Source organism: Pseudomonas sp. Hz4 (assembly GCF_054898165.1).
Genome location: NZ_CM142719.1, coordinates 13358 through 28023, shown reverse-complemented (window position 1 = coordinate 28023; position 14666 = coordinate 13358). Strand labels below are relative to the sequence as shown.

At 60.3% G+C, this 14666-nt stretch carries 13 protein-coding genes; 8 read left to right on the top strand and 5 right to left on the bottom strand.

From position 1 onward, the window contains the following. Window positions 1–243 precede the first annotated feature (243 nt). Together dut and coaBC are read right to left on the bottom strand one after the other, a co-directional pair. Complete coding sequence (gene dut, locus ACYZTR_RS00130; RefSeq protein ID WP_134420907.1) at window positions 244–699, bottom strand: dUTP diphosphatase; 456 nt, start codon at window positions 697–699, stop codon at window positions 244–246. Between the two features lie 5 nt (window positions 700–704). Continuing rightward, window positions 705–1913: a bifunctional phosphopantothenoylcysteine decarboxylase/phosphopantothenate--cysteine ligase CoaBC gene (gene coaBC, locus ACYZTR_RS00125; RefSeq protein ID WP_461975439.1), complete on the bottom strand. Its 1209-nt coding sequence runs from the start codon at window positions 1911–1913 to the stop codon at window positions 705–707. Between the two features lie 135 nt (window positions 1914–2048). On the opposite strand from coaBC, the gene radC reads away from it, so the two are divergent. Next, window positions 2049–2723, top strand: coding sequence for a RadC family protein (radC, locus tag ACYZTR_RS00120; protein ID WP_461975437.1), 675 nt, complete (start codon window positions 2049–2051; stop codon window positions 2721–2723). A gap of 131 nt (window positions 2724–2854) precedes the next feature. Here radC and ACYZTR_RS00115 read toward each other — a convergent pair whose 3' ends face one another. Further along, window positions 2855–4444 carry an ABC transporter substrate-binding protein gene (locus tag ACYZTR_RS00115; RefSeq protein ID WP_461975435.1) on the bottom strand — a complete coding sequence of 530 codons (1590 nt, stop codon included), beginning with the start codon at window positions 4442–4444 and terminating at the stop codon, window positions 2855–2857. Between the two features lie 447 nt (window positions 4445–4891). Here ACYZTR_RS00115 and rpmB point away from each other — a divergent pair, with 447 nt between their 5' ends. Next, the gene (gene rpmB, locus ACYZTR_RS00110; protein ID WP_007894701.1) at window positions 4892–5125 is read left to right on the top strand and encodes a 50S ribosomal protein L28; all 234 of its coding nucleotides are present in this window, start codon (window positions 4892–4894) and stop codon (window positions 5123–5125) included. 11 nt (window positions 5126–5136) lie between these two features. Beyond that, a complete protein-coding gene (gene rpmG / locus ACYZTR_RS00105) occupies window positions 5137–5292 on the top strand; it encodes a 50S ribosomal protein L33 (RefSeq protein WP_007894709.1) in 156 nt (51 codons plus the stop codon). A gap of 72 nt (window positions 5293–5364) precedes the next feature. Here rpmG and ACYZTR_RS00100 read toward each other — a convergent pair whose 3' ends face one another. After that, the gene (locus tag ACYZTR_RS00100; RefSeq protein ID WP_461975434.1) at window positions 5365–5727 is read right to left on the bottom strand and encodes a cupin domain-containing protein; all 363 of its coding nucleotides are present in this window, start codon (window positions 5725–5727) and stop codon (window positions 5365–5367) included. A 238-nt stretch (window positions 5728–5965) separates the two neighbouring features. On the opposite strand from ACYZTR_RS00100, the gene ACYZTR_RS00095 reads away from it, so the two are divergent. Both ACYZTR_RS00095 and ACYZTR_RS00090 read left to right on the top strand, forming a co-directional pair. Continuing rightward, on the top strand, window positions 5966–7459 hold the full coding sequence (locus ACYZTR_RS00095) for an aldehyde dehydrogenase (RefSeq protein WP_461975432.1): 1494 nt from the start codon (window positions 5966–5968) through the stop codon (window positions 7457–7459). Window positions 7460–7721: 262 nt separating this feature from the next. Beyond that, window positions 7722–8867: an MFS transporter gene (locus ACYZTR_RS00090; RefSeq protein WP_461975430.1), complete on the top strand. Its 1146-nt coding sequence runs from the start codon at window positions 7722–7724 to the stop codon at window positions 8865–8867. Here ACYZTR_RS00090 and ACYZTR_RS00085 read toward each other — a convergent pair. Further along, on the bottom strand, window positions 8864–10414 hold the full coding sequence (locus ACYZTR_RS00085) for a phospholipase D family protein (RefSeq protein ID WP_461975428.1): 1551 nt from the start codon (window positions 10412–10414) through the stop codon (window positions 8864–8866). The genes ACYZTR_RS00090 and ACYZTR_RS00085 overlap by 4 nt on opposite strands. A 300-nt stretch (window positions 10415–10714) precedes the next feature. On the opposite strand from ACYZTR_RS00085, the gene ACYZTR_RS00080 reads away from it, so the two are divergent. The 3 genes from ACYZTR_RS00080 to ACYZTR_RS00070 all read left to right on the top strand — a co-directional run bounded on the left by ACYZTR_RS00080 (window position 10715) and on the right by ACYZTR_RS00070 (window position 14666). Beyond that, the gene (locus ACYZTR_RS00080; RefSeq protein ID WP_461975426.1) at window positions 10715–11365 is read left to right on the top strand and encodes a DUF1120 domain-containing protein; all 651 of its coding nucleotides are present in this window, start codon (window positions 10715–10717) and stop codon (window positions 11363–11365) included. A gap of 176 nt (window positions 11366–11541) precedes the next feature. Further along, the gene (locus ACYZTR_RS00075) at window positions 11542–12246 is read left to right on the top strand and encodes a fimbria/pilus chaperone family protein (protein WP_461975424.1); all 705 of its coding nucleotides are present in this window, start codon (window positions 11542–11544) and stop codon (window positions 12244–12246) included. Continuing rightward, entirely contained in the window at window positions 12246–14666 is a 2421-nt protein-coding gene (locus ACYZTR_RS00070) for a fimbria/pilus outer membrane usher protein (protein WP_461975422.1), read from the top strand. Before ACYZTR_RS00075 ends, ACYZTR_RS00070 begins: the two co-directional genes overlap by 1 nt.

The window sequence follows — 14666 nt, the reverse complement described above, 5'->3', positions numbered from 1 at the left end:
GAAGGGTGGCTGGACCTGCTGCGAAGAACTCGTCGGCAGGTTCAAACTGAAGGGTATGACGGCGTTTTCCACTGAGAGTTCGTGGTGTGCAAAGGCCATGCCCCCAACATTAGCAAGTGATTGGCTGGCCAATGCCTTGATATTGGGCGGTAAACCTTCCAGATGAGGCTAGTGCAATTTTCGTCCTGGAATGCAAAAACATGGCGTCAAGCCGGGCAGGGAGCCCAGCCTGAACCCCCGTGATCAATGGCTGCCGGAATGCCCGAAACCACCAGCGCCGCGCTCGGTTTCAACGAACTCTTCGACCATCTCGAAGTGCGCTTGAACGACCGGCACCAAAACCAGCTGGGCCAAACGCTCACCCACCACCATGTTGAAGTCGGTCTGGCCACGGTTCCAGCACGACACCATCAGCGGGCCCTGGTAATCGGAGTCGATCAGGCCGACGAGGTTGCCCAGCACGATTCCGTGCTTATGGCCCAGGCCGGAGCGCGGCAGAATCAGCGCCGCCAGGCCCGGATCGCCGATGTACACCGACAGCCCGGTTGGAATCAGCAGTGTTTCGCCCGGCTTGATGACGGTGTCTTTTTCCAGCATGGCGCGTAGGTCGAGGCCGGCGGAGCCTGGTGTGGCGTACTGCGGCAGCGGGAAGTCGGTACCGATGCGGGGGTCGAGGATCTTGGCTTGCAAAGCGTGCATGTAAATTAAACCTGGTTCAGACGTTCGGAGATAAAAGTGATCAGCTGGCGGGCAATCTTGCTCTTGCTGGTCTGGGCGAAAAGTGTGGCGTGTAGCTGGCGGTCGATCACGCTGCAGGCGTTTTCTTCGCTGTTGAAGCCAATGCTCGGGTTGGCGACGTCGTTGGCGACGATTAAATCGAGGTTCTTGTCTTTCAACTTGCGGGCAGCGTAATCGAGCAGGTGTTCGGTTTCAGCGGCGAAACCGACACTGAACGGACGGTCATGGCGGGTGGCGATGGTGGCCAGAATGTCTGGGTTACGCACCATCTGTAGCAACAAGCCGTCGCCGTTCGTAGGGTCTTTCTTGAGTTTCTGTGGGGCGACGACTTCCGGGCGGTAGTCCGCGACTGCCGCAGAAGCGATGAACAGATCGCAGGGGATCGCGGCTTCACAAGCGGCGAGCATGTCGCGGGCGCTGACCACGTCGATGCGGGTAACGCGATCTGGCGTTGGCAGGTGCACCGGACCGGTGATCAGCGTCACGCGGGCACCGGCTTCTACCGCGGCTTCGGCCAGGGCAAAGCCCATTTTTCCGGAGCTGTGGTTGGTGATGTAGCGCACCGGGTCGATGTTTTCCTGGGTCGGCCCGGCGGTAATCAGCACGTGTTTGCCGGTCAGCGCCTGGCGCTGGAAGCAGTCGGCTGCGCATTGGGCGAGATCGGTGGCTTCGAGCATGCGGCCCATGCCGACGTCGCCACAGGCCTGGCTGCCGGAGGCTGGGCCGAAGACTTTCAGGTGGCGGCTTTCGAGCAGTTGCAGGTTGGCCTGGGTCGCTGGATCGCGCCACATGGCCTGGTTCATCGCCGGGGCAACGGCGACCACGGCGTCGGTGGCCAGCACCAAGGTGGTCAGCAGGTCATTGGCAATGCCTTGGGCCAGACGGGCGATCAGGTCCGCGGTGGCGGGGGCGATCAGCACCAGGTCGGCCCATTTGGCCAGCTCGATGTGGCCCATCGCGGCTTCGGCCGCCGGGTCCAGCAGATCGAGGTGAACCGGGTGTCCGGACAAGGCCTGCATGGTCAACGGGGTGATGAACTCGCTGCCGCCACGGGTCATGACCACGCGCACTTCGGCGCCTTGGTCGATCAGGCGGCGAACCAGGTCGGCGCTCTTGTAGGCAGCGATACCGCCGCCGACGCCCAGAACGATGCGTTTCCGATACAGCCGCTGCATAGGTCTGCCTTTCAATTCGATGGTGACTGCATGGCGATACCCCCTCCCCAGGGATGAAATCGCCAGCAAAAAAGATGGGCTACGATATCACAGCGACCGCTACGGAACAGCGGCGCCCACACACAGGGAGGTGCTATGAGTATTCGTGATTGGCCGGCGGCCGAGCGCCCGCGGGAGAGGTTACTTGAGTTGGGCTCTGGGTGTCTTTCGGACGCCGAATTGCTGGCGATTTTTTTACGAACCGGCGTGTCGGGTAAAAGCGCGGTAGATCTGGCGCGACACCTGTTGAATCAGTTTGGCAGCCTGCGCGCACTGCTCGAGGCCGATCAGGAAGCATTCAGCAGACAATTGGGGCTCGGACCAGCGAAATTCGCTCAGTTGCAAGCGGTACAGGAAATGGGCAGACGGCATTTAGCCGAACGTGCGCGCCAAAAATCGGCACTGGAAAATCCGCAGGCAGTTCGTGATTACCTGAAGTCGATGCTGCGCCACGAGCCTCACGAGGTGTTCGGGTGTCTGTTTTTGGATTCCAAGCATCAAGTGCTGGCCTTTGAAGCGTTGTTTCGCGGCTCTATCGACAGCACGAGTGTCCATCCAAGACAGGTGGTCAAACGTGCACTTGCCCACAACGCCGCAGCGTTGATCCTCTGCCACAACCATCCGTCGGGCAACACCAACCCCAGTCAGGCCGACCGACTGCTGACCAAGCGCCTGCAAGAGGCGCTGGACCTGATCGATGTGCGGGTGCTCGACCATTTCATCATCGGCGATGGCGATCCGTTGTCCATGGCCGAGTACGGGTGGATGTAGGAGGAGGGGCGGCTTGAGCAAGTCCCTGTGGGAGCGAGCTTGCTCGCGATTGCGCACGTTCAGCCGCCGGATAGAGTGACTGACACGATGCCATCGCGAGCAAGCTCGCTCCCACAGGTTCTGTGTCGGGCTTATGGCTTGAGGACTACCTTCGAGTAATCCTGGCGGCCGAACGGGCTGACTTGATACCCCTCGACGTCTTTGCGCGTCAGCGCGAAGGCGGTTGGGTGGGCCAGCGGCAGCCACAGTGCCTGCTGCTGGATCTGCGCCTGGGCCTGTTCGTAGAGCTTGGTACGCACACCTTGCTCGCCGGTGGTCTTGCCGGCGCTGATCAGCTTGTCCAGGTCCTGGTTGCAGTAGCGGGCGAAGTTGGTGCCGGACTTGACCGCGGCGCAGGAAAACTGCGGCGTGAGGAAGTTGTCCGGGTCACCGTTGTCGCCGGCCCAGCCCATGAACAGCAGGTCATGTTCACCAGCCTTGGCGCGGCGAATCAGTTCGCCCCATTCGATTACCCGAATCTCGGCCTGAATACCGATCTCAGCGAGGTCGGATTGGAGCATTTGAGCGCTGAGGCTCGGGTTCGGGTTGAGCAGGCTGCCGGATGGTCGGGTCCAGATGGTGGTCTGGAAACCGTCCTTGAGCCCCGCCTTGGCCATCAATGCCCGAGCCTTTTCGACGTCATACGGGTAGCCCGGCAAGCCTTTGGCATAGCTCCAGGTGTTAGGCGGGTAGGGGCCATTGGCGGGTTCGGCGGTGTCTTCGAACACGGCCTTGACGTAGTTGGCCTTGTCGAAGGCGAGGTTGATCGCTTGGCGCACTTCAGGCTTGTCCAGCGGCGGATGCTGGCTGTTGATGCCGACGAACGCGGTCATGAAGGCGTCAGTCTTTTCGACTTTCAGCGTCGGTTCTTTCAGCGCTGCCTGTACGTCCAGAGGCTTGGGCGACAGGGCGATCTGGCACTCGTTGCGGCGCAATTTCTGCAACCGTACGTTGGCATCCGGGGTGATGGCGAAGATCAATGGGTCCACCGACGGCTTGCCGCGGAAGTAATCCGGGTTAGCCTTGTAGCGAATCGAGGCATCTTTCTGGAAGCGCGTGAAGATGAAAGGACCGCTGCCGATCGGCTGGCTGTTGAGCTTCTCTGGCGTGCCGGCCTTCATCAGTTTGTCGGCGTACTCGGCCGAGTAAATCGAGGCGAAGCCCATGCTCAACGTCGCGAGGAAGGTCGAATCCGGGTGATCGAGGGTGAAGCGCACGGTCAGCGGGTCCAGGGCGTCGATCTTCTTGATCAACGCTGGCAACTGCATCGATTGGGCGTGCGGGAATCCGCTCTGGGCGACTTTGTGCCATGGGTTTGCCGGGTCGAGCATGCGGTCGAAGCTGAACTTCACGTCTTCGGCGGTCAGTTCGCGTGTCGGGCTGAAGTACTCGGTGCGATGGAATTTCACCTGCGGATGCAATTTGAAGACATAGGTCAGGCCGTCTGGCGTGATTTCCCAGCTGTCCGCGAGGCTGGCAACCACTTTGCCGCTGGCGGTATCGAAGTCCACCAGACGGTTCATCAGCACGTCAGCCGAGGCGTTGGTGGTGGTCAGCGAGTTGTATTGCACCACGTCGAACCCTTCCGGGCTTGCCTCGGTGCAGACGCTCAGCGCGGCGGCATGGGCCATTGGGCTCAGCAGAAGAGGGGCGAGCAACAGCGGTAGGGCAGCGAGGCGCATGGTCGGATTCCTTTACAGATCGAAGGCCCATCTGCAAGTGCAGTCTGGAAAAGGCTTACCCTAGTGGGCTCTTTTGCAAATGACTATCCCCTTTTTCATTTTAAGGGGACTATAGGCGATTGTTTTCCGTGAGTGCGGGCTGAGAAAAATCCTGGATTGGCGTGTTGGCCGATTCTCTGCGACGAGCGGTCTCTGTCGACGACAGCCTTTATCCAAGGCGCTCGGAGCCAGAAAAGTGGGGTTTTTATCAACTCAACGCACACGGAATGTTGTTGCTCTCTAGTCTTTCTGGTATAAAGCAGCGCTCTTTTCTAGGGGCCCGGTTCCTTCACTTGTAGGTGTAGCCGGTAAGACCTCTAAAGAAACGCGGCGCCTGGCGCCAAATGACTGAGAGATTAAGCGGCCAACCCATGCCGGGTTGGGCATGTGGTTTTAGAGGGCTGAGGCATGTCGAGAGTATGTCAAGTTACCGGTAAGGGTCCGGTGACTGGGAATAACATTTCCCACGCAAACAACAAAACCCGTCGTCGTTTCCTGCCGAACCTGCAGCATCACCGCTTCTGGGTTGAAGAAGAGAAACGTTTCGTGCGTCTGCGCGTATCTGCCAAAGGCATGCGTATCATCGACAAGCGTGGCATCACTGTCGTGCTGGCCGAAATCCGCAAAGCTGGCAAGATCTAAGGGAGATAATCATGCGTGAATTGATTCGTTTGATCTCGAGCGCCGGTACTGGTCACTTCTACACTACCGACAAGAACAAGCGCACTACTCCGGACAAAATCGAGATCAAGAAATTTGATCCGGTTGTTCGTAAGCACGTGATCTACAAAGAAGGCAAAATCAAGTAATTGATTTTTCCGACTTACGAAAAAGGCCCGTATCGCGAGATACGGGCCTTTTTTGTGGCTTGAAGAAAGGCCTCAGGCCTTCTGTTCAAACGCCACATAGATTTTGCGGCACGGCTCCAGCACCTCCCAGGTGCCTCTGAACCCGGCCGGGATCACGAAGCGATCACCCGCACGAAGGGTCTTGCCGTTGCCTTCGTTGTCGCGCAGCACTGAAACGCCCTGAATGATTTCGCAGTACTCATGCTCGGTGAAGTTCACATGCCACTGGCCGACTGCGCCTTCCCACACGCCCGCATTCAACTGGCCGCAAGGGCTGTTGTAGTGGTTGTAGACCACTTGTTCGGGATCGCCCTTCAGGATTTTTGCCTGGTCCGGTTTGTAGCGCTCGGGCTCGGTAGTGGCGAGGCTGAAGTCGACGACATCCTGGATATTCATTGTTGTAATTCCCCGTGATTGCGGCGCGATGGCTGAAAAGACCCAAAGTCTATGTTTATTAAAATGAACACCGCAAGGCCGTTTGCCGACCTTGTGTCAAATATATTGAAACAACCCCGGCCACTGGTTTAGGGTGGCGGTTGCCTTGGGCCGAAAATGCAGGCTGGCCGGGCGGAATTCCTGAGGACGCCCGCGAAGAACGCGGCGCGCTCGTATTCAACAAGAGGAGGACACTCGTATGACCACCCTGACTCGTGCCGATTGGGAACAACGGGCTCGCGATCTGAAGATCGAAGGCCGCGCCTACATCAATGGCGAATACACCGATGCTGTCTCCGCCGAGACCTTCGAGTGCATCAGCCCGGTCGATGGCCGTCTGCTGGGCAAGATTGCCAGCTGTGACGCCGCCGATGCCCAGCGCGCTGTTGAAAATGCCCGCGCCACCTTCAATTCCGGCGTCTGGTCGCGTCTGGCGCCGACCAAACGCAAAGCCACCATGATTCGTTTCGCTGGCCTGCTGAAACAGCACGCCGAAGAGCTGGCCTTGCTTGAAACCCTGGACATGGGCAAGCCGATCAGCGATTCCCTGTACATCGACGTTCCCGGCGCGGCTCAAGCCCTGAGCTGGAGCGGTGAAGCCATCGACAAGATCTACGACGAAGTCGCCGCGACCCCGCACGATCAGTTGGGTCTGGTCACTCGCGAGCCGGTCGGCGTTGTCGGCGCCATCGTGCCGTGGAACTTCCCGCTGATGATGGCCTGCTGGAAACTCGGTCCGGCGCTGTCCACCGGTAACTCGGTGATCCTCAAACCGTCCGAAAAATCGCCGCTGACGGCTATCCGCATTGCTGCGCTGGCCGTCGAGGCCGGTATCCCGAAAGGCGTGCTGAACGTCCTGCCAGGTTACGGTCACACCGTCGGCAAGGCCCTGGCCCTGCACAACGACGTGGACACCCTGGTGTTCACCGGTTCGACCAAGATCGCCAAGCAATTGCTGATCTACTCCGGCGAATCGAACATGAAACGCGTCTGGCTCGAAGCCGGCGGCAAGAGCCCGAACATCGTGTTCGCCGATGCTCCAGACCTGCAAGCTGCCGCTGAATCGGCTGCCGGCGCCATCGCCTTCAACCAGGGCGAAGTCTGCACCGCCGGCTCGCGTCTGCTGGTGGAGCGTTCGATCAAGGATAAATTCCTGCCACTGGTGATCGAGGCCCTCAAAACCTGGAAACCGGGCAACCCGCTGGACCCGGCGACCAATGTCGGCGCGCTGGTGGATACGCAGCAGATGAACACCGTGCTGTCCTATATCGAATCCGGCCACGCCGACGGCGCCAAACTGGTGGCGGGCGGCAAGCGCATTCTTCAGGAAACCGGTGGCACTTACGTTGAGCCGACGATTTTCGACGGCGTCAGCAATGCGATGAAAATCGCTCAGGAAGAAATCTTCGGCCCAGTGCTGTCGGTGATCACTTTCGATACCGCCGAAGAAGCCATCCAGATCGCCAACGACACGCCTTATGGTTTGGCTGCAGCGGTGTGGACCAAGGATATTTCCAAGGCTCACCTGACCGCCAAAGCGCTGCGCGCCGGTAGCGTGTGGGTCAACCAGTACGACGGCGGCGACATGACGGCCCCGTTCGGTGGCTTCAAGCAGTCCGGCAACGGTCGCGACAAGTCGCTGCACGCGTTCGACAAGTACACCGAACTGAAGGCGACCTGGATCAAGTTGTAAGTCGTTAAAGGGAGCCTGCCAAATCAGGCTCCCGAACGTACAGAAATCCCTGTGGGAGCAAGCCTTTGTGGTGAGGGGATTTATCCCCGTTCGGCTGCGAAGCAGTCGCAGAACCAATGCACGCGGTGTATCTGATACTCCGTTGTTGCAGGTTTTGGGGCCGCTGCGCGACCCAACGGGGATAAATCCCCTCACCACAAGGCTCGCTCCCACATTGCTTTGTGCGGCGGTTAAAAAATAACAATCCACAGGAGCGTGGAACATGCGTTGGGCGACTTATTTCGCCGTGTTGGCGTCTGTCTTGAGTGTCGGCCTGGCCTTGGGCGTCAGCATGCCGCTGGTGTCGTTTCGCCTGGAAAACTGGGGTTACGGCTCCTTCGCCATCGGCGTTATGGCAGCGATGCCCGCCATGGGCGTATTGCTGGGGGCCAAGATCTCCAGTCATCTGGCCGCGCGTCTGGGCACGGCCAACCTCATGCGCCTTTGCCTGTGGGCCGGCGCGCTGTCGATCGGTTTACTGGCGCTGTTGCCGAGCTATCCGATTTGGCTGGTATTGCGGCTGATGATCGGGGTGATCCTGACGCTGGTCTTCATCCTCGGTGAAAGCTGGATCAACCAACTGGTGGTCGAGCAATGGCGCGGGCGATTGGTGGCGCTGTATGGCAGCAGCTATGCACTGAGTCAGCTGGCCGGGCCGTTGCTGCTGGGCGTTGTGGGCACCGAACACGATTACGGATTCTGGGTCGGCGTCGGCTTGCTGACGGCGGCACCGTTCCTGTTATTGGGTCGCAGTGGCGCACCGAGCAGCGAAGCCTGCGGCGTAACCTTCAGTGATTTGCTGGGCTTCTGCCGAGGCTTGCCGGCGATTGCCTGGGCGGTGTCGCTGTTCGCGGCGTTCGAAGCGATGATCCTGACCTTGTTGCCGGTCTATTGCCTGCGTCAGGGCTTCACGACGGAAATCGCCTTGGCGATGGTCAGCACGGTGGTGGTGGGTGATGCCTTGCTGCAATTGCCGATTGGCGCGCTGGCGGATCGCTTGTCGCGACGAACGCTGTTCACCGGGTGTGCGGTGGTCCTGCTGATTTCGAGCTTGGCCATCCCGTTGTTGATCGACACGTTGCTGATCTGGCCGTTGTGGGTGTTGTTCGGTGCCAGTGCCGGCGGCTTGTTCACCTTGTCACTGATCCTGATCGGCGAGCGCTATCGCGACGATGCACTGGTGCGTGCCAATGCGCATATCGCGCAGCTGTGGGGTATCGGCTGCCTGATCGGGCCGCTGGCGGCCGGTGCTGGCAGTCAGTGGATCAGCGGGCATGCGTTGCCGCTGCTGATGGCGGCAGGAGCACTGGGGTTGGTGATTCTGCTGTCGCGCCAAGGCGCGTTTGGCGCGGTGACCGAACCGGCCTAGAGCATCCGTTCCAGGCCGACGGTGGTGCTCATCCACGCATTGAAGCGCCGCCACCAGCTTGCGGGTTCCTTGGTCAAGGTGTGCAGTTTGCCGTCATCTTCAGTGACCCAGACAATCTGGCCATTCTCAAGCTTGGCCTGATAGCTCAGGGGTGGCGCCATGCCTTGCAAAGCCAATTCGCGGACGCGTGCGGCGAGTTCCGGGCTGTCTACCAGCACCCCGACTTCGGTATTCCACAGCACCGAGCGCGGGTCGAAATTGAACGAGCCGATGAAAGACTTCTGCTGGTCGAAGATGATTGCCTTGCTGTGCAGGCTGGATTCGGAGCCGCGGTAGGACTTGCTGTAAAAAATATGCGGACCGCTGCCGCCGCCTTCGCCGGGCTGGCGACGCAATTCGAACAGCTGCACGCCATGCTCCAGCAGTGCCTTGCGATACGGCGCGTAACCGCCATGCACCGCCGGCACGTCAGTGGCTTCCAGTGAGTTGGTCAGCAATTTCACCGACACCCCGGCATCGGCGCGGCCCGTCAGGTACACCAGCCCCGGCTGACCGGGTACAAAGTAGGCCGAAACCATGATCAGCTCTTTGCTGACGCCATTGAGCTCGGGCGCCAGCTGCGTGGTCAGCAGCAAGTGCGGGTCGGGCTCGCCGTCGGCCAGCACCTTGCTTGGCGCATCCCACAGCGCCTGGTTCCAGGCCCAGATCAACTCCCGGCGCCAGATGTCCAGGCGCGGATGGGTGGTAAAGGTCATCAACTGCTGGTAGAGCGCGTGATTCTGTTTGCGCGTTTCCTCAAGTGATTCTTGCAGTCGGGTCCGGGTGTTTTCCAGGTCCTTTTGCGACGGTTTGCTGGACAGAAATTCTTCAATCGGCTTGCTCAGCGCACTGTTCCAGTATTGGTCGAAACTGTGCCCAAGCTGTTCGGCGACCGGGCCGACGCTGAGCATGTCGATGTCAGTGAAATTCAGGTTGGGTTCGGCATTGAAATACTCGTCTCCCAGATTGCGGCCTCCGACGATGGCCATGCTGTTGTCGGCCAGCCAGAGCTTGTTGTGCATGCGTCGGTGTTGCTGTGAGAGGTTGAGCAACCGTCCCACCGTTCGTGTCACGCCGGTGCTGCGGCCCAGGTGCAGTGGGTTGAACACACGGATCTGGATCTGCGGATGCGCCGCCAGAGTGGCAATAATCCGATCCAGGCCATCGCTGGTGGTGTCGTCGAGCAGAATGCGTACGCGCACACCGCGGTCGGCAGCCTTGAGCAGTTCGCCCACCAGCATCCGTGTGCTGATGCCGTCGTGGACGATGTAGTACTGCAAATCGAGGCTGCTTTGGGCGTTGCGAATCAGCTCGGCGCGAGCGGTGAAGGCTTCGGTGCTGTCGGACAGCAGGCGAAAGCCGGATTGCCCCTCATGGGGCGCAGCCTGCGCCTGGATCGAACGGCCGAACGCCGAATTTGCCGCCGGCAATGCCTGGCTGGGCTCGCGGGAGACGTCGAGGCTCGCACAGCCATTGAGCAGCAAGGCGAGCAGCAGAACGAAGGGCATGACCGGTCTGACTCTCAAATCGGATCGTCTCAAGTGATTGCAATGACCGAAGTATGGCACGTCATTGTGATTCATCACTTTTGCAGGACTTTAAGTCTCGGGTTGTCCGACGGTTCTCCGTGAGCCCTCAGAAACTACAAAGCCTGTAGATAAAACCGCGCTGATTTGACGTTGCTTCCTACATAAACGTCCTACAAAACCCGGAATGATGACTGGGCATCGGATGCGGTAGCAGGCAGCGGCTTTTTTCTTGCGCGGCCCGTGCGTCCATGTTTCCAGCTATCTCACAGGTATTTGATTATGAAAAAGTTTTATTGGGTAAGCGTTTTGGCCGCTGCACTGGCGCCTATGGCGGTGCAGGCAGCCAGCGTTGATCTGACGGTCTCCGGCACGGTCATCCCGACATCGTGCATTCCGGCTTTTGCCGGCGGTAGCAATGTCGATCTGGGTCGAATCTTTTCCGCCAACTTGAGCCCTACCGCGCAAAACAATCTGCCGTCACGGGATATCACCCTGAAGATTGCTTGCGATGCGCCGGCTGCGGTGGAAATCGCCGTCACCGATAACCGTGGCGCCACCAAGGTTGCGGGTCTGACGTTCAATGGCCGGACCAGCGACGCTCTTTACTACGGCTTGGGCAGTACTCAGGGCATCGGTATCGGTGGTTTCGGTCTGTTGACTGGACAGCCTCTGACCGACGGCAATCCGCAGACTTTCCTGGTGCGTTCGCCGGCCAACCCGGTGTGGCGTGTTCCGGTCAGTGGATTGATGTCCAATGCGCCGACCTCCTACTCTTGGGGGCCGAGTGCGACGGCAGGTCCGGCCGCAGCCCGTCTGCACACCTTCCCGATGAAAGTGGCCGCGGCCATTCGCGCCACCTCCGAACTGCCGCCGACCACCGACGAGTTCCTGCTCGACGGTTCGGTCACCTTTGACATGTATTACCTCTGAGCCGACGCAGCCACTGCGTCACTGTGCTCTGAACCTGCCTGATTGACGGGGTTTGCCTGGCGCGAACCTAGGTGGCGGCTTGCCTGAAAAACCGTCATCGACAGGCGTCATTGCATCACCGGGTATCGGCTGGCGCTGTGTTTAACAGCATCGGTCGATGCCTTCTGGAGACTTTCATGTACCCCTTTAAATCCTTCAAGGTGCTCGGCGCCGGCGCCGCGTTGTGCCTGTCGTTCACGAATCCGAGCTCGCATGCCGCCGGAATGATCCCCGAGACGCCGGTGGTGGTCATCGACCAGGCGTTGGGCGAGGCGACCCTGAACGTCAGGAACTCGGACGACCAACCGGCGTTGCTGTACAGCTCCATCGAACATATCGCCGAGGACAATGAACCTCTGTTGTTGCTGAACCCGCCGGTGGCACGCGTCGAACCGGGTCAGAGCCAGCAAGTGCGATTCATCCTGCGTAGTGCCAAACCCCTGGAAACCGAACGGCTCAAGCGTGTGGTGCTGGAAGGCATCAAGCCTCGGCAGAATGCGAGTGATGCCCACGTCAGCCTCGGGATCCGGCAGAACATCCCGGTCATCCTGCGTCCGGCCAATCTCCCGGTAGAGCGCATGCCCTGGAAACGGTTGGTCTGGACGGGCGCCGGCAATCAAGTGCGGGTCAGCAATCCCAGTCCCTATGTGGTACGGCTGGCCAGGTCAGTGAACCTGATTCCTGGTGGCGCGACGCTGGACCTGGGGCGCACCTATATCCTGCCAGGAGAGGTGCTGAGCCTCAGTGCGCCGTCGATCCTGGCTACCCATGTACGGCTATTTCCCGCGACAACCTATGGGTTTGCCGTCGGCAACTACGATGCGCCGCTGAGTTTGCAGTAGTGAGTCATGGCAGCGGTTGGAGTCTGGTGGGTGGCGTTGCCCTGGTCATGTTGGCGATGGATAACGCCTGGGGTGAGGCACCCACCGAGTTCGACCAGTCAGTACTCAAGGCACGTGGCATTGATCCGAAAGTCGGGGAGTACTTTGGTCGCGCGCCACGCTTTTCGGCAGGGCGCAATCGAGTGGCGCTGCGGGTCAATGGCGCACCTTCGGGACACGTCGTGGCGACCTTCGATGCGGACGGGCAATTATGCTTCGATTCAAATCTGCTTGATCAGGCCGGGATTGCCGCGCCATCGGATCTGCCCTCAAGCGCCGACAGTGCGCAGTGTTTAAGGGCCATTGATGGTCTGGCGGGGGTGCAGGTACAGCTAGCCCCGGGCAAACAACAAGTGCAGCTGTTGGTGCCAACCGACCTGCTGCTCCCGTCAGCGCCGCCGCCGCGAACCTGGGCCTCGGGCGGTATGGCCGGGTTGCTCAACTACGACGCGCTGATGCTCACCAGTTCTGCCTCCGGGCAATCCAGCCAGTTTCGCAGTCTTGGCACCGAGTTGGGCTTCAACGCCGGCGATTGGGTGGTGCGCAGCCGGCAAAACTACACCTCGTTTCAGGGCGTAGAGCGTTTTGAAACGCTTTATACCCAGGCCTCGCGAACCTGGGAGCGGTTTCAGGCCAACGTGCAACTGGGCCAGCTCAACATGCGTTCGTCGCTGTTTGCCGGGGAAGCGTTCACCGGCCTTCAGATCCTCCCGGAAACGGCCCTCGCGTTTCGCAATGGCGAAGGCCTGGGGGCCGGGACGGCGGTGCAAGGGCTGGCTTATTCGCCGGCGCGGGTCGAGGTGCGCCAGAGTGGCGTGGTGATCTACACCACCCTCGTCCCCAGCGGGCCGTTCACTCTGCGCGACTTGCCGTTGCTCAGCAATCGACTGGACCTTGAGGTCAGCGTCTTCGAAGAGAGCGGCGAACAGCGCGATTTCCGCGTACCGGCGGCCAACGTACGCCCCGTCAGCGTCGGGACGTTGCCGGGCTATGGCATAGCGGCAGGCAAGGTCCGACGGTTTGACGGAGATGAGCGCGATGCGCCGTCATTCTTTGCCGTGAGCAAGGACTGGCAGTGGGGGTCTGCGACTCAGTTGAGTGGCGGGTTGATGGGCGCTGGTCAATACCAATCCTTGGGTTGGGGCGTGCAGCAAGCGCTGACGCGAAGTTCAGTGGTGAGTTTCCAGCAGCTGAGTTCGCGAACGCCACAAAGCGGTCAGGGCCGAGAGCTGCAAGCCATGTTCAGCACGGCATTGGGTCCCGGGTTGTCCGCCAGCCTGACGGCGAGTCAGCGCAGTCAAGGGTTTCAACACCTGGCCGACACCGGACTGGCGTCTGTTGCCGATGACATCGATAGTCGCTCTGAGCGCCAGTGGGGTGCGTCGTTGAGCCATTCCGATCCGTTGTGGGGAGCGTTTTCCGGATCGCTGACGCGGTATGCCGTGGGGGGCGGGCAGGACCGTTCGCGCGTCAGCACCTCGTGGTCACGGGCGTTCAGTGGTGCAAACCTGTCGTTGAGTTTGCAGCGCGACAGCGGTGACGACGCCCGTGGCACGGGCCTCTATGCCAGCCTCAGTCTGCCCCTTGGGCGCAACCGAAGCCTCAATACCTACGGGCGCCATGATGAGCGAAGCGGACTGCGCACCGGCGCCCGTTATACCGAACAGATCAGCGATACCCTGGGCTACAGCCTCGGTGCAGACCGTTCAGACAGTGGTCAGACGGATTTCAACGGGCGCCTCAATGCCTTGCCCCGTTACACCAGCGTTGACCTCGGTTATTCGCGCAGTGGCGTTGGCGCCAACAGTTACGACCTCACGTTACGCGGCGGCCTGGCGATCCATGAAGAAGGGCTGACGCCGTCACCCTATCCGTTGCGTGACACCTTTGGCCTGCTCAAAGTCGGCGATGCTGCCGGGGTCAAAGTCAGCACGCCACAAGGCCCGGTCTGGACCGATGGCGGCGGGCGGGCGGTGGCGGCGAGCCTGCCGGCCTACCAAACCAGTCGTATCGAAATCGACACCGTCAGCCTGCCGCGTCACTTGGACGTGCTCAACGGCTATCAAGAAGTCGAAGCCGGACGTGGCGCAGTACCGCGACTGGACTTCAGCGTGAGTTCGGTGCGTCGTTTGATGCTGCATGTGCGTACGGCCGAGGGCGACTGGGTGCCCAAAGGCGCATCGGTTCATGGCAACCAGGGCGAGTACCTGACCAGCGTGGTGGACGCCGGCCTGGTGTACCTGGCCGATGCGCCTGACGAAGTTCGACTGCAAGTGATGCTGCCTGATAATCGACCCTGTCATCTTGAACTCGACACCGCCGGGCTTCCCGAATCGTCCTTGCCTTACGCCACCGTCGAGGTAGTTTGCCGGGCGGGGTAG